19 protein-coding genes and 1 tRNA gene are annotated in these 20,241 nt (G+C 65.7%); 11 read left to right on the top strand and 9 right to left on the bottom strand.

The window, feature by feature from the left end; translation table 11 throughout:
- Nucleotides 1-14 precede the first annotated feature (14 nt).
- Complete coding sequence (gene trxA / locus GGR45_RS09225; protein ID WP_007404159.1) at nucleotides 15-335, top strand: thioredoxin; 321 nt, start codon at nucleotides 15-17, stop codon at nucleotides 333-335.
- Between the two features lie 135 nt (nucleotides 336-470).
- Here trxA and GGR45_RS09220 read toward each other — a convergent pair whose 3' ends face one another.
- The gene (locus tag GGR45_RS09220) at nucleotides 471-1,082 is read right to left on the bottom strand and encodes a glutathione S-transferase family protein (protein WP_175311366.1); all 612 of its coding nucleotides are present in this window, start codon (nucleotides 1,080-1,082) and stop codon (nucleotides 471-473) included.
- 5 nt (nucleotides 1,083-1,087) lie between these two features.
- The gene (gene argJ / locus GGR45_RS09215) at nucleotides 1,088-2,314 is read right to left on the bottom strand and encodes a bifunctional glutamate N-acetyltransferase/amino-acid acetyltransferase ArgJ (protein ID WP_175311365.1); all 1,227 of its coding nucleotides are present in this window, start codon (nucleotides 2,312-2,314) and stop codon (nucleotides 1,088-1,090) included.
- 110 nt (nucleotides 2,315-2,424) lie between these two features.
- Between argJ and GGR45_RS09210 the strand changes: the two genes are divergently transcribed.
- The 4 genes from GGR45_RS09210 (at nucleotide 2,425) to GGR45_RS09195 (ending at nucleotide 6,555) form a co-directional block, all read left to right on the top strand.
- Nucleotides 2,425-2,898 (top strand): energy transducer TonB, encoded by a 474-nt coding sequence (locus GGR45_RS09210; RefSeq protein WP_175311364.1) that lies wholly within the window; start codon nucleotides 2,425-2,427, stop codon nucleotides 2,896-2,898.
- Nucleotides 2,899-2,956: 58 nt separating this feature from the next.
- Nucleotides 2,957-3,217 carry a hypothetical protein gene (locus GGR45_RS09205; protein ID WP_175311363.1) on the top strand — a complete coding sequence of 87 codons (261 nt, stop codon included), beginning with the start codon at nucleotides 2,957-2,959 and terminating at the stop codon, nucleotides 3,215-3,217.
- 105 nt (nucleotides 3,218-3,322) lie between these two features.
- Entirely contained in the window at nucleotides 3,323-6,067 is a 2,745-nt protein-coding gene (secA, locus tag GGR45_RS09200; protein WP_175311362.1) for a preprotein translocase subunit SecA, read from the top strand.
- A gap of 137 nt (nucleotides 6,068-6,204) precedes the next feature.
- Complete coding sequence (locus tag GGR45_RS09195) at nucleotides 6,205-6,555, top strand: hypothetical protein (protein ID WP_175311361.1); 351 nt, start codon at nucleotides 6,205-6,207, stop codon at nucleotides 6,553-6,555.
- Between the two features lie 64 nt (nucleotides 6,556-6,619).
- On the opposite strand, the gene GGR45_RS09190 is transcribed toward GGR45_RS09195, so the two are convergent.
- Nucleotides 6,620-7,201 carry a CC0125/CC1285 family lipoprotein gene (locus GGR45_RS09190; RefSeq protein WP_175311360.1) on the bottom strand — a complete coding sequence of 194 codons (582 nt, stop codon included), beginning with the start codon at nucleotides 7,199-7,201 and terminating at the stop codon, nucleotides 6,620-6,622.
- A 108-nt stretch (nucleotides 7,202-7,309) separates the two neighbouring features.
- Nucleotides 7,310-7,729 carry a secondary thiamine-phosphate synthase enzyme YjbQ gene (locus tag GGR45_RS09185; RefSeq protein WP_175311359.1) on the bottom strand — a complete coding sequence of 140 codons (420 nt, stop codon included), beginning with the start codon at nucleotides 7,727-7,729 and terminating at the stop codon, nucleotides 7,310-7,312.
- A gap of 102 nt (nucleotides 7,730-7,831) precedes the next feature.
- Between GGR45_RS09185 and GGR45_RS09180 the strand changes: the two genes are divergently transcribed.
- The 3 genes from GGR45_RS09180 (at nucleotide 7,832) to GGR45_RS09170 (ending at nucleotide 9,825) form a co-directional block, all read left to right on the top strand.
- Nucleotides 7,832-8,200, top strand: coding sequence for a glycine zipper 2TM domain-containing protein (locus tag GGR45_RS09180; RefSeq protein WP_175311358.1), 369 nt, complete (start codon nucleotides 7,832-7,834; stop codon nucleotides 8,198-8,200).
- 105 nt (nucleotides 8,201-8,305) lie between these two features.
- Nucleotides 8,306-8,680, top strand: coding sequence for a DUF1190 domain-containing protein (locus GGR45_RS09175; RefSeq protein ID WP_175311357.1), 375 nt, complete (start codon nucleotides 8,306-8,308; stop codon nucleotides 8,678-8,680).
- The gene (locus tag GGR45_RS09170; protein WP_175311356.1) at nucleotides 8,677-9,825 is read left to right on the top strand and encodes a glutathionylspermidine synthase family protein; all 1,149 of its coding nucleotides are present in this window, start codon (nucleotides 8,677-8,679) and stop codon (nucleotides 9,823-9,825) included. The genes GGR45_RS09175 and GGR45_RS09170 overlap by 4 nt, the downstream gene beginning before the upstream one ends.
- 40 nt (nucleotides 9,826-9,865) lie before the next feature.
- Here the strand turns inward: GGR45_RS09170 and GGR45_RS09165 are convergent.
- From GGR45_RS09165 to moaA, 3 genes are all read right to left on the bottom strand, one after another.
- Nucleotides 9,866-9,940, bottom strand: a tRNA-Asn gene (locus GGR45_RS09165).
- A 165-nt stretch (nucleotides 9,941-10,105) separates the two neighbouring features.
- Nucleotides 10,106-10,885, bottom strand: a complete 780-nt coding sequence (locus tag GGR45_RS09160; RefSeq protein ID WP_175311355.1) for an NAD kinase — start codon at nucleotides 10,883-10,885, stop codon at nucleotides 10,106-10,108.
- Nucleotides 10,882-11,937 carry a GTP 3',8-cyclase MoaA gene (moaA, locus tag GGR45_RS09155; RefSeq protein ID WP_415640729.1) on the bottom strand — a complete coding sequence of 352 codons (1,056 nt, stop codon included), beginning with the start codon at nucleotides 11,935-11,937 and terminating at the stop codon, nucleotides 10,882-10,884. The genes GGR45_RS09160 and moaA overlap by 4 nt, the downstream gene beginning before the upstream one ends.
- An 83-nt stretch (nucleotides 11,938-12,020) precedes the next feature.
- On the opposite strand from moaA, the gene GGR45_RS09150 reads away from it, so the two are divergent.
- Nucleotides 12,021-13,730, top strand: a complete 1,710-nt coding sequence (locus GGR45_RS09150; RefSeq protein ID WP_175311354.1) for a putative bifunctional diguanylate cyclase/phosphodiesterase — start codon at nucleotides 12,021-12,023, stop codon at nucleotides 13,728-13,730.
- Complete coding sequence (locus GGR45_RS09145) at nucleotides 13,718-14,149, top strand: YybH family protein (RefSeq protein ID WP_175311353.1); 432 nt, start codon at nucleotides 13,718-13,720, stop codon at nucleotides 14,147-14,149. Before GGR45_RS09150 ends, GGR45_RS09145 begins: the two co-directional genes overlap by 13 nt.
- Before the next feature lie 14 nt (nucleotides 14,150-14,163).
- Here GGR45_RS09145 and mfd read toward each other — a convergent pair whose 3' ends face one another.
- Together mfd and GGR45_RS09135 are read right to left on the bottom strand one after the other, a co-directional pair.
- The gene (gene mfd / locus GGR45_RS09140) at nucleotides 14,164-17,631 is read right to left on the bottom strand and encodes a transcription-repair coupling factor (protein ID WP_175311352.1); all 3,468 of its coding nucleotides are present in this window, start codon (nucleotides 17,629-17,631) and stop codon (nucleotides 14,164-14,166) included.
- Nucleotides 17,632-17,835: 204 nt separating this feature from the next.
- Nucleotides 17,836-18,102, bottom strand: coding sequence for an FAD assembly factor SdhE (locus GGR45_RS09135; protein ID WP_175311351.1), 267 nt, complete (start codon nucleotides 18,100-18,102; stop codon nucleotides 17,836-17,838).
- Nucleotides 18,103-18,180: 78 nt separating this feature from the next.
- Between GGR45_RS09135 and recG the strand changes: the two genes are divergently transcribed.
- Nucleotides 18,181-20,235, top strand: a complete 2,055-nt coding sequence (gene recG / locus GGR45_RS09130) for an ATP-dependent DNA helicase RecG (RefSeq protein WP_175311350.1) — start codon at nucleotides 18,181-18,183, stop codon at nucleotides 20,233-20,235.
- Nucleotides 20,236-20,241: the final 6 nt, after the last annotated feature.

Below are 20,241 nucleotides of genomic sequence, written 5' to 3'. Positions count from 1 at the left end.
GGAGTGAATGGAACATGGCAACCAAGCAGATCACCGACGCCAGCTTTGAAGCGGACGTCCTGAACTCCGACAAGCCGGTGCTGGTCGATTTCTGGGCCGAATGGTGCGGACCGTGCAAGATGATCGGCCCGTCGCTGGAGGAACTGTCCGAGGAACTGGGCGAGCAGGTGACGATCGCTAAGCTGAACATCGACGACAATCCCGATGCGCCCGGCCGTTACGGCGTGCGTGGCATTCCGACGATGATCCTGTTCAAGGGCGGCGCTGCCGCCGCGACCAAGGTCGGCGCAGAGCCCAAGGGCCGGATCAAGGCCTGGCTCGAAGGCGCACTGTAAGACAGGGGCAGGAAGGTCTCTGCGAGGCCCCGTGCCCTCCCCAAACCCCTCCCGCCTGCGGGAGGGGCTTTTTTATGTCCTGCGCTTTCCCAACGGCACGCCCCTCCCGCAAGCGGGAGGGGCTTTTGTTTGGGCTCAGCTCAGCGGGATCATTACCACGTCGCGAAACGGCGCACGCTCCTGCAACGCCGCATACCAGCGCTCCAAATTCGGCCGCGACGGCCGCTCGACCGGCAGTTGGAACCAGCTATTCGCATAGGCCGCGACCGGAATATCGCCGACCCCGAACGCCTCGCCCGACAGCCATTCCTGCTGCCTCAGCACATCGTCCAGAATCGCCGATAGTCCCGCCGCCCGCGCAACGCTCCGTTCGATCAACGCCAAATCGCGCTTATCGGCTTCGGTGCGCACCATCTGGAAGAAGATCGGCCGGATCGCATCGGCCCAGGTAAAGCCCCAGTCCATCCACCGTTCCGCCGACGCCCGCGCTTTTGGATCGGTCGGATAGAATGCCTCGCCACCATGGTTGGCCGCCAGATAGCGCAAAATGCTGTTCGACTCCCACAGCACGAAGCCGTCATCCTCGATCGTCGGGATCAGCGCATTGGGGTTGAGCGCGCGGTACGCCTCGTCCATCCCGAATGCGCCGCCGACATCGCGGCGGTCATAGGTCAGCCCCATTTCCTCTGCCAGCCAGACGACCTTCTTGACGTTGTGCGAGTTGATCCGGCCCCAGATGGTCAGCATCCGCCTCAGCTCCGATAATCGGCGTTGATCGAGATATAGCCGTGCGTCAGGTCGCAGGTCCAAACCGTCGCGACGCCTTCGCCCAGGCCCAGATCAACGCCGACCGCGATCTCCTGCCCCTTCAGATGCGCGGCGACGGGGGCTTCGTCATAGCCCTCGACCGCCAGACCGTCCTTGGCCACCAGCGTCTCGCCGAAGCGGATCGACAGCTTGTCGCGCTCGGCCGGTTCACCCGCCTTGCCGACCGCCATGACGACGCGGCCCCAATTGGCGTCCTCGCCCGCGATCGCGGTCTTCACCAGCGGCGAGTTGGCGATCGACATGGCGATGCGGTGCGCCGAGCGGTCGCTCTCTGCGCCCTCGACGCGAATTTCGATCAGCTTGGTCGCGCCCTCGCCGTCGCGCACGACCAGCAGCGCGAGTTGATGGCACAGATCGGCCAGCGCCGCGCGGAAGGCGTCGGCCCCGTCGCTGTCGTCATCGGTCAGCGGCGCATTGCCCGCCTTGCCGGTAGCAAAGGCCAGCACCGTGTCGCTGGTCGAGGTGTCGCCATCGACCGTGATGCACGAGAAGCTGCGGCCATTGGCGGCGGAGAGCGCGCGTTGCAGGAACTCCGGCGCGACGGCGGCATCGGTGAAGATGAAGCCCAGCATTGTCGCCATGTCCGGCGCGATCATGCCCGAACCCTTGATGATCCCGGCCAGCGTCACCGTGCGGCGATCGACCACTGCGGTCGTCGTCGCGCCCTTGGCGAAGGTGTCGGTGGTCATGATCGTTGCGGCGGCCTCTTCCCAGCCACAGGGCTCGGCGGTGAAGGCCGCGTCCAGCCCGGCCTCGGCCTTGTCGATGGGTAGCGGCACGCCGATCACGCCGGTGGAGGCGACGAACACGTCCGAAGGCTGGCAGTCCATCGCGGCGGCGGTGCGCGCGGCGATCGCCTCGACGGCGGCGCGGCCCCGATGCCCGGTAAAGGCGTTGGAGTTGCCCGCATTGACGACCAGCGCGCGGGCGTGGCCCAGCACCAGCGCCTGGCGGCACCATTCGACCTCCGGGCTAGGGCATTTGCTGGTGGTCAGCACACTCGCCACGCTGGTCCCCTCGGGCAGCGTTACGAAGGTCAGGTCGCAGCGATCCCAATTCTTGTACCGCGCCCGGGCGACGCGAAGCGTCACGCCGTCGATGGCTGGCAGGGTCGGAAAGGGCTTGGCGAGGGGCGAGGTGGCGGTGCTCATAAGGGCAAGCTACATAACCGAGCGTGTAACCGGAGCAAGCGCTTCCATCGTCTTGACCCACTCCGGAAGGGCCGCTTTGATAGACATGGGCTGTACCGGGGGCGGGGGCAATGCGGGGTGACGAACGGGGGCTGCGGAACGGGGTGCTGGCCATGGTCGGCCTGCTCCTCGTGCTGCTCCTCATTCTGGTGTCGCTGCTGATCGCGCGCGCTTATGACTGGCATTATCGGCACGTTCCGAGGACCTTGGCGCGTGATCTTCCGGTCGCCGCCGTTCCACCTCGCCTCTCCGGCAATCCGGCCGTCTATTTCGGGCCGGATTCCTATCCAGCCGAGGCCCAGCGCGAGGGATGGGAGGGGCGTTCGAGCGTGGCGGTGCAGGTCGATCCAAACGGCACACCGACGGGGTGCGAGGTGGTGCGATCCAGCGGCCATGCGGTTCTCGACGAAGCGACGTGCCGCACGGTCGTGCGCCGGGTCCGCTTCGACCCTGCCCGCGATCGCCAGGGTCGGGCCGTGAGTGGCATATATCGCCCTATCAACGTTCGCTGGCAGTTGCCGCCGGAATCGAAACCGGGCGAATGAGCAGAGATCCATGCAACGGATGGACGCGCCGCGCGTATCTGCCTAAGACAAGCCTCGCATGAACCTGCTTCTGCTCCTTTCTGCCCTTTTGTCCGCGCTGACCGGCGTGGGGGCGAGCGCGCGTGCCCAGGAGGCGCGGGGAGTCGTGGCAGAGTGCAGCATCGCGGCGGCCGCCAAGCAGGCGGCCGTGGCGCGCGCTGCGACGCGGCCCGTACAGGCGCTGGCTGCGCTTATTGAAACGGCTCGCACGTTCGCGGTCTTCCGAGCTGCGACGCCCCGGCCGATCGCGGCAATCTTCATGGGCCGTCGGCGCGAATAGCCCCGGCGTCGGCCTAGGCCGACCTATTCCTTGCCATTTGCAGTCGCGCGCGCCCGGACCTTCGGCGCTGCGCCTATCTCACGATATTCAGTCAGGAAATCGCTTATGTTCGGCGGCCTCGCCAAGTCCCTGTTCGGTTCGTCCAACGACCGTTACGTCAAGTCGCTCAAGCCGACCGTCGCCAAGATCGCTGCCTTCGAGCCCGAGATGGAGGCGATGACGGACGCACAACTGGCCGCGCAGACGGTCAAGTTTCGCGAGCAGCTGGATCAGGGCGCGACGCTCGACAGCCTGCTGCCCGAGGCGTTCGCCACGGTGCGCGAAGCCGCCAAGCGCGTGCTGGGCCAACGCCACTATGACGTGCAGATGATCGGCGGCATCGTGCTCCATCGCGGCGAGATCGCCGAGATGCGTACGGGCGAAGGCAAGACGTTGGTCGCCACGCTCGCCACGTACTTGAACGCGCTGCCCGGCAAGGGCGTGCATGTCGTCACGGTCAACGACTATCTGGCCAGCCGCGACGCCGCGACCATGGGCCGCATCTACAATTTCCTGGGCCTGACCACCGGCGTCATCATCCCCAATCTGGACGATGCGCAGCGCCGGGCGGCCTATGACGCTGACATCACTTACGGCACGAACAACGAGTTCGGTTTCGACTATCTACGCGACAATATGAAGTATGAGCGCTCATCGATGGTGCAGCGCCCCTTCAACTATGCGATCGTCGACGAGGTCGACTCGATCCTGATCGACGAGGCGCGCACGCCGCTGATCATCTCCGGCCCGACCGACGACAAGTCGGAGCTGTATATCGGCGTCGATGCGATCGTGAAGCAGCTGACCGCCGATGATTACGAGAAGGACGAGAAGCAGAAGTCGATCATCCTGACCGAGGACGGCACCGAGCGCGCCGAGCGCCTGCTGGAGGCCGCCGGGCTACTCCAGGGCGAAAACCTCTACGACTTCGAGAACACCCAGGTCGTCCATCACCTGAACCAGGCGCTGCGCGCGAACATGATGTTCAAGCGCGACACCGATTACATCGTGAAGGACGGCAAGGTCATCATCATCGACGAGTTCACCGGCCGCATGATGGACGGGCGACGCTGGTCGGAGGGCCTGCATCAGGCGGTCGAGGCGAAGGAGGGCGTCAATATCGAGCCCGAGAACCAGACCATGGCCTCGATCACCTTCCAGAATTATTTCCGCATGTACCCGAAGATTTCGGGCATGACCGGCACCGCCGCCACGGAAGCAGGCGAATTCTACGACATCTACAAGATCAACGTCGTAACCATCCCGACCAACCTGCCCATCGCGCGCGTCGATGAGGAGGACGAGTTCTACAAGAACACCCAGGACAAGTTCCTGGCGATCGCCAAGAAGATCCGCGATCATGCCGCCAAGGGTCAGCCGGTGCTGGTCGGCACCGTGTCGATCGAGAAGTCCGAACTGCTCAGCGAGTTCCTGACCCAGGAAAGCGTGCCGCATAAGGTGCTGAACGCGCGCTATCACGAGATGGAGGCGCATATCGTCGCGCAGGCGGGCCGTCTGGGCGCCGTTACCATCGCGACCAACATGGCGGGCCGCGGCACCGACATTCAACTGGGCGGCAACCTCGAATTCCGTATGCTCGACGAGCATCCCGAACTGGTCGAGGGCACCCCCGAATATGAGGAAGCGGCGACCCGCATCCGCGCCGAGATCATCGCGGAAAAACAGAAGGTGCTGGAAGCGGGCGGCCTGTTCGTGCTCGGCACCGAGCGTCACGAAAGCCGCCGCATCGACAACCAGCTGCGTGGTCGTTCGGGGCGTCAGGGCGATCCGGGCCTGTCGCGCTTCTACCTCAGCCTCGACGACGATCTGCTCCGCATCTTCGGGCCGGACACGCTGTTCGCCAAGATGATGCGCAGCAATATCGAGGATGGCGAGGCGATCGGCAGCAAGTGGCTGTCCAAGGCGATCGAGACCGCGCAGAAGAAGGTCGAGGCACGCAACTACGACATTCGCAAGCAGGTCGTCGAATATGATGACGTGATGAACGACCAGCGCAAGGTCATCTACGAACAGCGCGCCGACATCATGGATGCCGAGACGGTGGGCGATGTCGTCGCCGACATGCGCGCCGAGACGGTCAACGCGATCGTCGGCACCGCCTGCCCGCCCAACAGCTACCCTGAGCAGTGGGACGTGGCGGGCATGAAGCAGCAGCTGAAGGACCAGCTGAACCTCGAGCCGCCGATCGACGACTGGCTGACCGAAGAGGCGATCGATCCCGAAATCGTGCTGGAGCGCGTCACTGCCGAGGCGGACGCGATGGTCGAGGCCAAGGCCAAGGAACTGGAGCCCGACACCTGGACCAGCGTCGAAAAGTCGATCCTGCTCCAAAATCTCGACCATCACTGGAAGGAGCATCTGGCAACGCTCGACGCGCTGCGCCAGGTCGTCCACCTGCGCGCCTATGCGCAGAAGACGCCGATCAACGAATATAAGCATGAGGCGTTTTCGCTGTTCCAGCGGATGCTCGACAATATCCGCGAGGATGTGACGCGCACCATCGCCTATGCCCAGTTCCAGCTTCAGGCGCCGCCCGAACTGCCCGAGCTGCCGGACTTCATCACCTCGCACTTCGATCCGTTCACCGGCGAGGACAACAGCAACGACTGGGACGCCGCCGCGCGCGGGCTGCTCCAGCCGCAGATGCCGCCGATGCAGATCCCCCAGCCCGAGGGGGCGGACCTCGGCACCGATCCGGCTCAGTGGGAAGGCCGCGTCAATCGCAACGCGCCGTGCCCCTGCGGCTCGGGGCTGAAGTACAAGCATTGCCATGGGGCCGTGACGGCCTGATCATTTTTCGACCGGTAGAATAGAAGGGCGGTGGGTTTCGGCTCGCCGCCCTTTTCATTCCTCCCCTTGCAGGGGAGGAACAGACAGGCTCCGTTCAGCGATGCGGCGCGATCCTCCGGCGACAGGGAGGACCCATCGTGAAACGCTATGCGATTTCGGCCGTCATCCTAGCCGCGCTGCCCGCTGCCGCGCCCGCGCAGTTCGTCAGTGCCGGGCCGCCAGCCGACATCCTCGCCATGCCCAACCAACCGAATATTGCCGCCGATCGCCGCGACATCCGCCGCTCCATTCGCGAGGCGCAGCGCACCGGCGACATAACGCGCGCCGAGGCCCGATCCTTCCGGCGGGAAGATGCCGCGATCGGCGAATTGGGCGAGCGCTTCGGGCAGAACGGATTGTCGCTGTCCGAGGAGCATGAGCTGCAGGCCCGTACCCAGGCGCTGCGTGGCATGGTCGAGGCCCGCCGGGTGCGCGGCGGTCGGCCCTGAGCCCCAAGAAAAAGGGCGGCCACCCCGTCAGGTGACCGCCCCATGATCGAGTCTCCGGATCGAATTACTTCGGCATCACCACCGTCGGCCCGATCGTCGAGACGATCGCGCGGGCGTCGAACGCGCGGAGATTGTCGCGCGGGATCGGACCCTTGCGCATCACGACCTCGGCGGTCGCCTCATAGCGGTCGATGGTGTTGATATCCATGTTGTTGCCGAAGAAGGGATCGCCCCAGAACGGATCCCAGCTGCGCCAGCCAAAGCCGCGGCCATAATAGCGCCACGACGGACCCCACCAGCCACCGCCCCAGCCCCCGAAGCCCGGCCCGAAGGCGCCCGGCGTCGAATAGGTGCGCGAGCGTAGCTGCGTGTCACGGTCGGCCATCACGAAATAGTCATAGCCATTGGCCAGCGTCAGTTCGGCCGCCCGGTACAGCAGATAGCGTTCCACCGTATCCCGCGAGGTTACGGTATTGCCGGCGAAGCTGACGATGAACCGACCGGGTTCAAGCTGCTGGTCGGAATAGCCGGTGCGGTAAAAGCCTGATCCGGTGGCGGGCCGATAGGTGGTTTCGGTCGCGCATCCCGCGACCATCAAGGTGCTGGCGCCGACCAGCGCGAGCGCGATCTTACGACCGAATTGCATGGACTTTTTTCCTTTCCTGCCGTCCGGCCGTGCCGGGCGACACCAGTCCTGTAGCGTATGGCAGCAAAACGGTCGATGAACGGTTTGGCTCCCGCGATGAATAGTGCGTCACGCACCCGCAATATGGATTGCAATTTGCCGCCGATGCGCGGCCCGGCGATGTTCGAACAGATAGATTCCCTGCCAGGTCCCGAGCGCCAGCCGCCCCCCGATCAACGGAATCGACAGGTTCACGCCGGTCAGGATCGCGCGTAGATGGGCCGGCATGTCGTCCGGCCCCTCATCGTCATGGGCATAGGCGCGGGCATCCTCGGGGGCGATGCGTGCGAAATAATCGAGGATGTCGGTCTTCACCTCGGGTGCCGCGTTTTCCTGAATAAGGAGCGAGGCAGAGGTATGACGGCAGAACAGCGTCAGCAATCCCGCCTCCATCCCCTGTTCCCCTGCCCAGGCGGCGATGGGCCGGGTGATCTCCGTCAGGCCTTGACCATTTGTGTCGAAGGTCATTGTCGTGGTGGCTTGGCGCATCACCTCTCAATGCCCGACGCGTCGAAACGATGCCAGTCGCGACCGAATTGAACGGGTCAGATCGATATGCGTTGTGCCCGCTTGAGGAAAAGGAGATCTGCCATGAAAGCCCTGCTCACCGCTCTGGCCGTCGTTACCGTCGCCGCCCCCATCGCCGCGACGCCGGCCGTCGCGCAGGATCGCGATTATCGCTGGCATGGCGATCGCAACGACTGGGATGCCTCACGCGACTATCGCCGTGGCAATTATCGTGAGCGTCGCCTGACCCGCGATGACCAGATTTTCCGGGGTCGCGATGGGCGCACCTATTGCAAGCGCAATGACGGCACCACCGGCCTGGTGATCGGCGCGGTTGGCGGCGGCGTGCTGGGCAATGTGATCGGCGGCGGTACGTTGGGTACGCTGCTGGGGGCAGGCGGCGGCGCGCTGCTGGGCCGTTCGATCGATCGCGGCAAGGTCCGCTGCCGCTAAGATCGGAAGAATGAGGGCGTCGGCGGACGGGGTTCGCCGACCCCCCCTTCATTTTTCTGGCCAAGGATGCTGCTCGTGCCCCATGATGCGCATGGGAGGCACGGGATGGCATTTGATTTGAAGTGGACGACCGCGATGGCGGCGGCCTTGCTGGCCAGCGGTTGCAATCGCGCAAAGGCCGACGACAACTGGACAGCCGATCGCGACACGGCGATCTGTACCGATGCGAAAGGCGTGCGACTTCCCGATGATCGCTGTCGGCAGCATCGCGTGGGCAGTGGCGGGGCCTTCTGGTATTTTCTGGGGCGCGGCCGGGCGATCCCCTATTTTGGCGAACGCGCGGCGGGCGGCAGCTTCCGCGCCGCGACCGGCACGCGCTATTCCTTCGCACCGCCCGGCAGCGCGATGACCCGCGCCGCGGCGGTCAGCCGAGGGGGCTTCGGCGCATCGGCACGTCGTTTCGGCAGCGTCCACGCATGATTCGCCAGACCCTGAGCCCGCGACCCGACTGGCAGGCGAAGGTCGAGGCGCTGGGTCTGATCTGGCACGAGGGGCGCGAGCGGCCCTACTGGGATGAAAGCGCCTGCTATCGCTTCACCCGTGCGCAAGTCGCCACGGTCGAGCGCGCGACGACCGAGCTGTACCGGCTGTTCCTGGCAGCAGGAGAGGCGGTGGTCAGCGATCCGGCGCTGCTGCGACGCTTCGCCATTCCGCCTGCCTTTCACGACCCGATCCGCGAAGCCTGGGAGGCCGAACCGCCCGCGCTGAATTTTGGGCGTTTCGATCTGGGCTATGACGGCGCGGACGCGCCCAAGCTGTTCGAATTCAACTGCGACACGCCGACCTCGCTGCTGGAGGCGGCGGTGGTGCAATGGGCGTGGAAGGAGGAATGCTTTCCCGCGCTCGACCAGTTCAACGCCCTGCACGAGGCGCTGGTCGCTCGCTGGACCGAGATCGCGCCCGCTCTGCCCGCCACGCTCCATGTCGCGCATGTCGAGGACCTGGCGGGCGAGGATGCCGTGACCGCCGCCTATTTGCGCGACACGGCCGAGGCGGCGGGCATCACCACCGTGCCGATTCTGATGGAGCGGATCGGCTGGAACCACGAAACGCACTGCTTCGTCGACGAGGCGGACCTGCGGATCGAGGCTCTGTTCAAGCTCTATCCCTGGGAGTGGCTGGTCCATGAGGAGTTCGCCACCCATCTGCTCGACAATCTAGAGCGCGGCGACCTGACCTGGATCGAGCCGATCTGGAAGATGATCTGGTCGAACAAGGCGATATTGCCGGTGCTATGGGACCTGTTTCCCGGCCACCCGAACCTGCTGCCCGCCAGTTTCTCGGTGCCGAGCGGGGACGCGGTTGCCAAACCGATGCTGTCGCGCGAGGGCGCGAATGTCTCGATCCGCAAGGCCGGGAGCATCGTCGCGGAAACAGCGGGGGACTATGGCGACGAAGGCTATATCTACCAGTCGCTCTACCGTCTGCCGGAAATGGCACCCGGATGTTTTCCAGTGCTGGGAAGCTGGGTGGTCGACGGCGCGGCCGTGGGGATGGGGATCCGCGAGGACGGGTTGATTACCTCGAACACTGCGCGGTTCGTGCCGCATGTGATCGACGGTTGATCCGTCATGGCTGGCGCTGTCTGGGGGAAAACAGCGCCGGTGGCTCCCTGAGTAGGATTCGAACCTACGGCCGCTCGATTAACAGTCGAGAGCTCTACCGCTGAGCTATCAGGGAATGTTCCGGCGCTGTGGAGGGGTCCTATATAGGGCTCGAAAAATGCCGCAACCCCTTTTTTGACGGTTTTGCGTAAGTCCGTCCGCCAAATCTGTGGATAATTGGCGATGAGGCGGCAAATTGCTCCCCATCGCCGTTCAGGTGAGGAACTGCCCCCATCGCCGGTCAGGCGACGAACTGCTCCATGGTGATCCGGTCGTCCAGCGCATGTTCGGGGTCGAACATCAGCGTCAACTCGCGCGAACGGTCCATGCAGATATCGACCTGCGCGACGTCGCGCACCTCGCGCTGGTCCGCCACGGCCGAAACGGGACGTTTGCCCGGGTCGAGCACACGGATCGAAATCCGCGCCTTGTCGGGCAGGATCGCGCCGCGCCAGCGCCGCGGGCGGAACGGGCTGATCGGGGTCAGGGCGATCAGCGCCGAGCCGAGCGGCAGGATCGGCCCCTGCGCCGAGAAATTATAGGCGGTCGATCCCGCCGGAGTGGCGGCGAGGATTCCGTCGCACGCCAGCTCGGGCAGGACGATACGCTCGTTGACCAGGACCTCCAACTTCGCGGTCTGACGCGTTTCGCGCAACAGCGAGACTTCGTTGATCGCGGGCAGCGTGTGAACCCGCCCGTCGATCCCGGTCGCTGTCATCTTGAGCGGGGTGACCCGGAACGGCTTGGCGCGCGCCAGCCGGTCCTCCAGCCCATAGCTGCGCCATTCGTTCATCAGAAAGCCGACCGTGCCCAGGTTCATGCCGAACACCGGCGCGGGTCCGCCTCGCCGTTCCAGCATCCGGTGCAGCGTCTGGAGCATGAAGCCGTCGCCGCCCAGTGCGATGACGTAATCGGCCTCATCGAAATCGACCCAGTCGGCGCTCTGCCGCAAATCGGCGGCCGCCGTCTGGGCGGGCGCGGTGGGCGAGGCGACCAGCGCCCGCCGGACGGGATGGGTCATCCGCCGGTCACGCTCATATGACGCGACACCGCCGGAGCCGATCCCGCCTCGATACGGAAATCATGCCGGGCGGGCTTGATGGCCAGCCCCGTATCGATCGCCGCATCCAGCGCGTCGATGCCCCCGTTCCGCAGCGCGGCCTTCAAATCCACCTGATCCTCATGGCCCAGACACATATACAGCTTGCCCTCGGTCGTCAGCCTTACGCGGTTGCAACCATCGCAAAAATTCGCGGTCAGGGGAGAAATGAGGCCAAGCCGGGTCCCGCTGCCCTCCACCTGCCAGTAACGTGCGGGGCCGCCCGTGCGATGCCCGGCGCGGACGAGCGGAAACGCCGCCGCCAGCGTGTCGAACACGGCAGTCAGCGGCAGGAAACGGTCGACCCGATCCTCATCGATCGCACCCAGCGGCATCGTCTCGATCAGCGAAAGATCCAATCCTTCCGAAACGCACCAGGAAAGCATCGAACCGATCTCGTCTTCGTTCAGCCCCTTGAGCGCGACCATATTGATCTTGACCGACAGCCCCGCGTCGCGCGCGGAGAGGATGCCATGGATCACCTGCCCGACGTCGCCGTGCCGCGTGATGTAACGGAACCGTTCAGGATCGCGGCTGTCCAGGCTCACATTGATCCGTCGTACGCCCGCAGCAACCAACGCATCCGCATGATCGGCCAACCGCGTGCCGTTGGTCGTCATGGTCAGCTCGTCCAGGCCATACCCGACATGCCCGCCCAATCGCTTGACCAGGTCGACCACGTCGCGGCGAACCAAGGGCTCACCCCCCGACAGACGAATGCGGGTTACGCCGCGCGCAATGAAGCGTTCGGCGATGATCGCGATCTCGTCCAGGCTCAACAGCTTGGCGCGGGGCAGGAAGGTCATCTGCTCCGCCATGCAATAGCGGCAGCGCAAGTCGCACCGGTCGGTCACGGAAATACGCAGATAGCGGATTGTCCGCCCATGACGATCGATCAGCGACCCGTCGCCCGGGCGCCGATCCGTCTTATAAACGGTATCCGCTCTATCGGACGAGATATCGGCACGTCCCATCGTCATGACGGTAGCCCCAAGGCGGGACGGGAACAAGATCGATTGCCGTTGGTGATCCCCGTGGTGGTGGATAGGGTGCGCTCATGACGCAGGATGAATTCGGTTTTAACGCCCACCGCAGGGGAACGGCGATCTTTGCGCTTTCGTTCCACCATCCTGCCATGCTGGATGAAGCGATCATCCGGGGCGGCTGGGCGATATGGTCGATGGCGCCCCGCGACGGCGAACCCCCGGCCGGCGACATCCTGGTCGGTGCGTTTCTGGCCAGCGAGGCGCGGGTCGCGCTGATCGACGCGCGTGGCGCGGGCGATGAGGGGCTTCGCGCGGCGCAGGCGCTGGGCGCGGTGATCGCGGCCACAGGTGCGGCGATGATGGTTGCTGTGCCCGATTCGGACGCGGATACGCTCCATGCGTTCCTGGCGGCGGGGGTTACGCATATCCTGGCGTCGGACGCGAGCGACGCGATGGTTCATGCCGAGTTGAAACTGGCCGAGCGTCACGCCCGGCGAACGCTCGACGCGCGGCGACGGCGGACCCATGCGGACGGGGAAGTCGGGGAAATTCATCGCTGGATCGCGGATATTCTCGACCGCGGCCAACCCTGCGCCGCGATTGTCGTGTCGCTGTCGCGACTGGACCTGATCAATGCGGCGCATGGACGGCCCGCGGGCAACATGCTGCTGCGCGGGGTCGAGGCGCGGATGCAGGCGGTTGCGGCAGAGGCGTTTGGCGACCAAGCGATCGTCGCGCGTTCGGGCGGGGCGGAGTTCGTGATGGCGGGGGTCGCCGATGGCCGCCGTGCTCGGTCGATCGCCGAGACTCTGGAGACGTTGCTCGCCCAGCCGTTTCAGGCGGGTGCCGTACCGATCCGGTTGGGTGTCCGTCTGGGCCTGTCCGAGGCGAAGCCGCATGAAGACCCGGCCAGCCTGTTGGCGCGCGCGGGCGAGGCGCTGGCCCGGGCACAGGCGAGCGATGGCGCGATGCTGCGCTTCGCTCATCCGGGCGATGTCGTGCCATTGGATGTGCTGGCTGCCGATCTTCACCATGCGATCGAACGCGGCGAGATCGATATCGTCTTCCAGCCGCAGGTCGCCATCGGCACGGGGCGGATCACGGGAGTGGAGGCGCTGGCACGCTGGCGGCATCCGTCACTGGGGCCGCTCGGGGCCGACCCGCTATTCGCCGCCGCCGAGCGGGCCGATCTGGGACTGGCGCTATCCGATCATATCCAGCAGGTCGCGCTGCAGCGCGCGGCGCGCTGGCCGGCGAAGCTGTCGCATCTGCGGCTGTCGATCAACGTCACGGCGGCCGATATCGGGCGGGCGGGTTTCGTCCGCATCTTCCTTGACCGCGTTGCCGCCAGCGGCTTTCCCATCGAGCGTCTGACGGTCGAGATCACCGAAACGGGCCTGATCCGCGAACTGGACCGTGCCGCTCAAGTGCTGGACACTTTGCGGGCCGAAGGCGTCCGGGTTGCGATCGACGATTTCGGGACGGGCTATTCCAGCCTCGCCTATCTCACCAGCCTGCCGATCGATTATCTGAAGATCGACCGGGCGCTCGTGACGGAAGTGGACGGTTCGCGGCGCGACCGGGTGGTCGTCCGCGGCATCATCCGGATCGCCACGCAGCTGGGCATGGGCATCGTCGCGGAGGGCGTGGAAACGCAGGAGCAGGCCGAATTGCTCGGGCGGCTGGGATGCGAGACCTATCAGGGTTTTCTGTGCGCCGCGCCGCTTGATGAAAATGCGCTGCGGGCGATGGTCGAGGGGGAATTGGAATGCGCGGCCTGACGATCGCGGCAGCTTGTGTGTTGTCGCCCGTGGCAATTCATGCCGCTGTACCCGCCGCCGACCCGGCCGAGGCCGCGATACGCGCCGCGATGCTGGCAAGTGCGGCCGGGTGGAGTGCGGGCGATCTCGACCGCTTCATGGCGATCTATGCCGCCGATGCGATATTCGTCACGGGCAACGGACTGATCCGGGGAAAACCCGCCATTGCCGATAATTACCGCAAGAGCTTTGCAGGCGGCGCGAACAGCCGTGGCCAGCTCCGCTTCGACTTTCTCGATCTGAAGCGGATCGGCGACCGCCGCATCCTGATCGCGCGCTGGAACCTATCGGGCGGTGCGAAGACCGAGAGCGGGATGACCAGCTTGGTCTTCGAGCGCCGCGCCGATGGCTGGAAGATCGTCGCTGACCACAGTAGCTGAAAAGGAGCGGGGCGTTACCCCGCCGCCTTCGCCAGCCCCTTGGACAATTGCAGCGCGCCGTGCAGCCGCGCCTTGGCATCCGGCCAGGCCCGGTTGAGGACCAGCTTGCCGTCGGGGCGCAGCTTGGCCAGTTCGCCCAGCCGCTCGACATAGGCAAACAAGCCATCGACATTGGGCGGCCGATTGTCGTGGAACGCCACCAGCACCCCGCGCGGCCCGACATCCATCTTCGCGACGCAGGCCGTCTTGGCGTTCAGCTTGATCTTGATGACCTGGATGAGATTGTCGGTCGCCTCCGGCAAAGGTCCGAAACGGTCGATCATCTCGGCCGCGAATTCCTCCACTTCCCTGTGCTTTTCCAGATCGTTGAGGCGGCGATAGAGCCCCATGCGCAGGTCCAGGTCGGGGACATAATCGTCGGGGATCAGGATGGGCGCGTCGACGGTGATCTGGGGCGAGAAGTCGCGCTTCTTCTCGAACGCGCCGCCTGCCTTGGCCTCCAGGATCGCCTCTTCCAGCATCGACTGATAGAGTTCGTAGCCGACCTCCTTGATATGCCCCGACTGTTCGTCGCCGAGCAGATTGCCTGCGCCGCGAATGTCGAGGTCATGACTGGCCAGCTGGAAGCCCGCGCCCAGCGAATCCAGGTCGGACAGCACCTTCAGCCGCTTTTCCGCCGCCTCGGTCATCATCCGCTCAGGGGGGGTGACCATATAGGCATAGGCGCGCGTCTTCGACCGGCCGACGCGCCCGCGCAGCTGGTAGAGCTGGGCCAGGCCAAAGCGGTCGGCGCGGTTGACGATCATCGTGTTGGCCGACGGAATGTCGATGCCGCTTTCGATGATGGTGGTCGACACCAGCACCTCGAACTTGCGGTCGTAAAAGGCGGACATGCGCTCCTCGACTTCCGTCGGTGACATCTGGCCATGCGCGACGACGTAGCGGATCTCGGGAACCTCCTTACGCAGGAACTCCTCGATATCGGGCAGGTCGGCGACGCGCGGCGTCACCAGGAAGCTCTGCCCGCCGCGATAATGTTCGCGCAGCAGCGCCTCGCGCAGCACCACCGGGTCCCAGGGCATGACATAGGTGCGCACCGCCAGCCGATCGACCGGCGGCGTCTGGATGACCGACAGTTCGCGCAGGCCCGACATCGCCATTTGCAGCGTGCGCGGGATCGGCGTGGCGGTCAGCGTCAGCATATGGACATCCGCCTTCAGCGCCTTCAGCCGTTCCTTATGGGTCACGCCGAACCGCTGTTCCTCATCGACGATGACGAGGCCGAGCCGCTTGAACTCGACATTCTTGGCCAGCAGCGCATGGGTGCCGACGACGATGTCGATATCCCCGCTCGCTGCGCCGTCCTTGGTGCGCTTGGCCTCGGCGGCGGTGACGAGGCGGGAGAGGCGGCCGATCTTGATCGGGAACCCCTCGAACCGCTGGACGAAATTATTGTAATGCTGACGGGCAAGCAGGGTGGTGGGGCACACGACCGCTACCTGCATCCCCGCCATGGCCGCGACGAAGGCGGCGCGCAACGCCACCTCGGTCTTGCCGAAGCCGACATCGCCGACGATCAGCCGGTCCATCGGCTTGCCGGCGGTCAGGTCGCCCAGCACATCGCCGATCGCGCGGTCCTGATCGTCGGTTTCCTCATAGGGGAAACGGTCGACGAACGCCGGATAGCCCGCGCTGTCGGGCTCGGCCACCTCGCCGGGGCGTAGCGCGCGTTCGGCGGCCACCGCGATCAGCTCACCCGCAATCTCGCGGATGCGCTCCTTCATCTTCGACTTGCGCCGCTGCCACGCCTCGCCGCCCAGACGGTCGAGTGTCGCGCCGTCCTCGCCCGAGCCGTAGCGGGTCAGGACTTCGAGGTTCTCGACCGGTACGTAGAGCTTGTCGCCGCCCGCATAGGATAGCGCGACGCAATCATGTGGGCTCTTGCCCACGGGGATCGAGGTCAGCCCCTCATAACGGCCGATGCCGTGATCCGAGTGCACGACCAGATCGCCGGGCGAGAGCGTCGCCAGTTCGGCGAGGAAGGCGTCGGCCGATTTGCGCCGCTTCTGCCGCCGGATCAGCCGGTCGCCGAGCATATCCTGCTCGGTCAGCACCGCGATGCCCGGCGCGGTAAAACCATGGTCGAGCGGCAGGACGACCAGTGCCACGCCGAAGCTCTTCGACGTATCGGCGATGCCCAGCGCGTCTTGCCAGGTTTCGGCCGCCTTGGCGCCCTTCAGTCCGTGATCCTTCAGCAGGCTGCCCAGCCGCTCGCGCGCGCCGATGGAATAGCTGGCGAGGACGGGCTTGCGACCATCCTTGCGAAGCGCCTCGACATGGTCGACCACCGCTTCATAGATATTGGCATGGGCCGCCCTCTCGGGCGCGAAGTCGCGCGCGCCGTCCACCTCGAAATCGAGGACGGTGGCGCTTTGCGGTTCGTGGAAGGGCGAGACCAGATGCGCGGTCGCGGCGTCCACGCCGGCTTCCCATTCCTTGGGCGCCAGATAGAGCGATTTGGCGGGCAGGGGGCGGAAGCTGCCCGGCTGCGCGGCCTCGGCGCGTTTGCGGTTTTCGTAATAATCCGCGATCGCGTCGAACCGGCCGCTTGCCGCCGCAGCAACGCCGCTGTCGCGCACCACCACCGCGCCGTCGCCGAGATGGTCGAACAGCGTTGCCAGCTTGTCCTCGAACAAAGGCAGCCAATGCTCCATGCCCGCCATGCGCCGCCCTTCGGACACCGCCTGATAAAGCGGATCGCCGGTCGCGGTTGCGCCGAAGGTCTCGCGGTAGCGGGTTCGGAACCGCTTGATCGATTCCTCGTCGAGCAGCGCTTCGGATGCGGGGAGCAGGGTGAAGCCCTCGATCCGGCCCGTGGTCCGCTGGTCGCCGGGGTCGAAGGTGCGGACGCTCTCGATCTCGTCGCCGAAAAAGTCGAGGCGCAGCGCCTGTTCCTCGCCGCTGGGGAACAGGTCGACCAAGCCGCCGCGCACCGCGAATTCGCCTTGGTCGTGCACCGTCTCGGTGCGGACATAGCCGTTCGCCTGGAGCAATACCGACAGCTTCTCCAGCCCGATCCGCTCGCCGGGCGCGAGACGCGCGACCAGCTGGCGGATGCGGAACGGCGTCAGCACGCGCTGGGTCGCGGCGTTGGCGGTGGTCAGGACCAGCTGCGGCGTCTTGGGCTTGACCTGAAGCCGGTGCAGCCCGGCGATCCGCTCCGCCATGACGCGCAGGGTCGGCGATGCGCGGTCATAGGGGAGGCAGTCCCAGGCGGGGATCTGCACCACCTCCAACTCCGGCGCGAAATAGATCGCGGTCGAGGCCAACTCGCGCATCTGGGCTTCGTCGGCGCAGATGAAGACCGCGCGCGTCGTCGCGGCGCGGGCGAGATCGGCGAGCAACACCGGCAGGAACCCCGCCGGAACGCCGGACAGGGTCAGTGGGCTCTTGGCGGTCAGGATCGTCTTGATATCGGGCATGGGGTTCCGAAACCTGGGAGTTAAGGCATGGTGTCGTCAGCTTCATTCACCCCTCCCTTCAGGGGAGGGGCCGGGGGTGGGGCGCTTCCGCAAGCGTGGCGCTCGTGGTGAGGCCCCACCCCAACCCCTCCCCTGAAGGGGAGGGGCTAGGCTCGGATCAAAGTTATCCTACCTCATGCAATTGAACGTCGGTGCGGGAATAAGTTACCGGGCGATCGGCACGAAATTCAGCGCGCGCATCCGCTGCATCACCGGGCCGTCCCATTGCGGGGGACATGCTTGCGTGCCGATCGCCCAGGCCATGATATCGACATCCTGTTCCTCCAGCAGCGCCTCGAACCAGTCGAGTTCTTCCGCCGACAACGTCTCGTGATGCGCATCGAAAAAGCCGCCGATCATCAGATCGGCTTCCTTGGTGCCGCGATGCCATGCGCGGAAGCGGAGGCGCTTGATACGGGTTTCGTGGTCCATGGGGCTCCGATCGGACGAGAATAGGCTCCGCGCGCTCTGGCGGCGTGCGAAGCAGAGGCTATACAGACCCATCTAGTCATGCGTCCCGATATCCTCAATCCGCTGTTCGCCGAGGTCACGTCGCTGAAAGGCGTCGGACCCGGCCTCGCCAAGCCGCTCGAGCGCCTGCGCATTGCACGCGTGGTCGATGTCGCGTTCCACTTGCCGACCGGCCATATCGATCGTTTCCCGCGCGACGAGCTGATGGTGTCGGATGCGGGTCGGGTGATCGCTATTTCGCTGACGGTGAAGGAGCATCGCGCTTCGTCGTCCCCGCGCGGGCCGACCCGCGTACGGGCCGAGGATGCGGCGGGCAACAGCGTGGCGCTGGTCTATTTTGGCGGCAATTCGGGCTGGGTGAAGAAGCTGCTGCCCATCGGCGAGACCAAGATCGTGTCGGGCCGCCTCGACTTGTACGGTCAGGATTTGCAGATCGTGCACCCCGATCTGGGCGACAGCACCGAGGATTTCCGCGAGCGCGAGGCCATCTATCCGCTGTCGGAAGGGATCACCTCGCGGCGGCTGGGTGCATTGGCGGCGCAGGCCGTCGAGCGGTCGCCCGAACTGCCCGAATGGATTGAGCCGGGGCTGAAGGCGCAGCGCGGCTGGCCCGACTGGAAAGACGCGCTCGCCCGTATCCATGCCGATCCGGCCGACGCCAAGGCGCGCGAACGGCTGGGTTATGACGAGGTGTTTGCCAACCAGTTGGCGATGACCCTGGTGCGCGCGGACACGCGCAAGCGGCGGGGACGCGCGCTGAACGGTGACGGGCGCCTGCGCGATCTGCTCAAGCTGCCCTATACGTTGACCGGCGCGCAGAGCCGGACGGTGCGCGAGATCGAAGGCGATCTGGCGCAGGACGCGCCGATGCTGCGGCTTCTCCAGGGCGATGTCGGTGCGGGCAAGACGCTGGTCGCGGCGATGGCGATGCTGATCGCGGTCGAGGCGGGGGCACAGGCGGCGATGCTGGCGCCGACCGAAATCCTGGCGCGCCAGCATTATGAAACGTTGCGTAAAGTCCTTGCTGGCTTGCCGATCGAGATCGCGGTGCTGACCGGCCGTGACAAGGGCAAGGCGCGCGAGGCGACCCTCATGGCCCTGGCGGCGGGGGAGATCGACATTTTGGTAGGCACCCATGCGATCTTCCAGGAAACCGTGACGTACCGCGATCTCGCTTTGGTGGTGGTGGACGAACAGCACCGCTTCGGCGTGGCACAGCGGATGATGCTGTCCGCCAAGGGCAAGGCGCCGCCGCATCTGCTGGCGATGACCGCCACGCCGATCCCGCGCACCCTGACGCTGGCCAATTATGGCGAGATGGACGTCAGCCGGTTGGACGAGATGCCGCCCGGCCGCCAGCCGATCGAAACGCGCGTGGTGTCCGAGGACCGGCTGGACGAAGTAGTCAATGCGCTGGGGCGGCATCTGTCCGACGGCGGGCAGGCCTATTGGGTTTGTCCGCTGGTCGAGGAGAGCGAAAAGTCCGACCTCGCCGCCGCCGAGATGCGGGCGGAAAGCCTTCGTGCGCGGTTCGGCGAGCGGGTGGGCCTGGTCCACGGCAAGATGAAGCCCGCTGAGAAGGACGCCGTGATGGAGGCGTTTGCGGGCGGGCGGCTGGGCGTGCTGGTCGCGACGACGGTGATAGAGGTGGGAGTCGACGTACCCAATGCCACGCTGATCGTGATCGAACATGCCGACCGTTTCGGGCTGGCGCAGCTGCACCAGTTGCGGGGGCGTGTCGGACGGGGCGGGGGGCTGTCGCGCTGCCTGCTGCTGCGGGGCTCGCACCTGTCGGAGACATCGCGCGCACGCCTTGCCTTGATGAGGGAAACCAATGACGGCTTCCGCATCGCCGAAGAGGATCTGCGGCTGCGCGGGGCGGGGGAATTGCTCGGCACGCGGCAATCGGGGGAGATGGCGTTCCGGCTCGCCACGCCCGAAAACATGGCGGATTTGATGCAATGCGCGCAGGATGATGCGCGGTTGCTGATCGACCGCGACGGCGGGTTGGAAGCGCCCCGCGGGCAAGCCGCGCGGACCGCACTGTATCTGTTCGAGCGGGATGCTGGCGTAGCGCTGCTGCGCTCAGGCTGAACGAAG

The sequence above is a fragment of the Sphingomonas zeae genome, assembly GCF_014197135.1.
Lineage (GTDB): Bacteria > Pseudomonadota > Alphaproteobacteria > Sphingomonadales > Sphingomonadaceae > Sphingomonas > Sphingomonas zeae.
The sequence above is the reverse complement of the archived record's forward strand: the minus strand, read 5'-3'. Positions and strand labels throughout refer to the sequence as shown.

Excerpts from the sequence above, each read along its gene's own strand:
- moaA (WP_415640729.1), bottom strand. The coding sequence starts at position 11,937 with ATGGGACGTGCCGATATCTCGTCCGATAGAGCGGATACCGTTTATAAG.
- GGR45_RS09170 (WP_175311356.1), top strand. The coding sequence starts at position 8,677 with ATGATTCGCCAGACCCTGAGCCCGCGACCCGACTGGCAGGCGAAGGTC.
- mfd (WP_175311352.1), bottom strand. The coding sequence starts at position 17,631 with ATGCCCGATATCAAGACGATCCTGACCGCCAAGAGCCCACTGACCCTG.
- GGR45_RS09150 (WP_175311354.1), top strand. The coding sequence starts at position 12,021 with ATGACGCAGGATGAATTCGGTTTTAACGCCCACCGCAGGGGAACGGCG.
- GGR45_RS09145 (WP_175311353.1), top strand. The coding sequence starts at position 13,718 with ATGCGCGGCCTGACGATCGCGGCAGCTTGTGTGTTGTCGCCCGTGGCA.
- trxA (WP_007404159.1), top strand. The coding sequence starts at position 15 with ATGGCAACCAAGCAGATCACCGACGCCAGCTTTGAAGCGGACGTCCTG.
- GGR45_RS09220 (WP_175311366.1), bottom strand. The coding sequence starts at position 1,082 with ATGCTGACCATCTGGGGCCGGATCAACTCGCACAACGTCAAGAAGGTC.
- argJ (WP_175311365.1), bottom strand. The coding sequence starts at position 2,314 with ATGAGCACCGCCACCTCGCCCCTCGCCAAGCCCTTTCCGACCCTGCCA.
- secA (WP_175311362.1), top strand. The coding sequence starts at position 3,323 with ATGTTCGGCGGCCTCGCCAAGTCCCTGTTCGGTTCGTCCAACGACCGT.
- GGR45_RS09185 (WP_175311359.1), bottom strand. The coding sequence starts at position 7,729 with ATGCGCCAAGCCACCACGACAATGACCTTCGACACAAATGGTCAAGGC.
- GGR45_RS09210 (WP_175311364.1), top strand. The coding sequence starts at position 2,425 with ATGCGGGGTGACGAACGGGGGCTGCGGAACGGGGTGCTGGCCATGGTC.
- GGR45_RS09180 (WP_175311358.1), top strand. The coding sequence starts at position 7,832 with ATGAAAGCCCTGCTCACCGCTCTGGCCGTCGTTACCGTCGCCGCCCCC.
- GGR45_RS09175 (WP_175311357.1), top strand. The coding sequence starts at position 8,306 with ATGGCATTTGATTTGAAGTGGACGACCGCGATGGCGGCGGCCTTGCTG.
- GGR45_RS09190 (WP_175311360.1), bottom strand. The coding sequence starts at position 7,201 with ATGCAATTCGGTCGTAAGATCGCGCTCGCGCTGGTCGGCGCCAGCACC.
- GGR45_RS09135 (WP_175311351.1), bottom strand. The coding sequence starts at position 18,102 with ATGGACCACGAAACCCGTATCAAGCGCCTCCGCTTCCGCGCATGGCAT.
- recG (WP_175311350.1), top strand. The coding sequence starts at position 18,181 with ATGCGTCCCGATATCCTCAATCCGCTGTTCGCCGAGGTCACGTCGCTG.
- GGR45_RS09205 (WP_175311363.1), top strand. The coding sequence starts at position 2,957 with ATGAACCTGCTTCTGCTCCTTTCTGCCCTTTTGTCCGCGCTGACCGGC.
- GGR45_RS09160 (WP_175311355.1), bottom strand. The coding sequence starts at position 10,885 with ATGACCCATCCCGTCCGGCGGGCGCTGGTCGCCTCGCCCACCGCGCCC.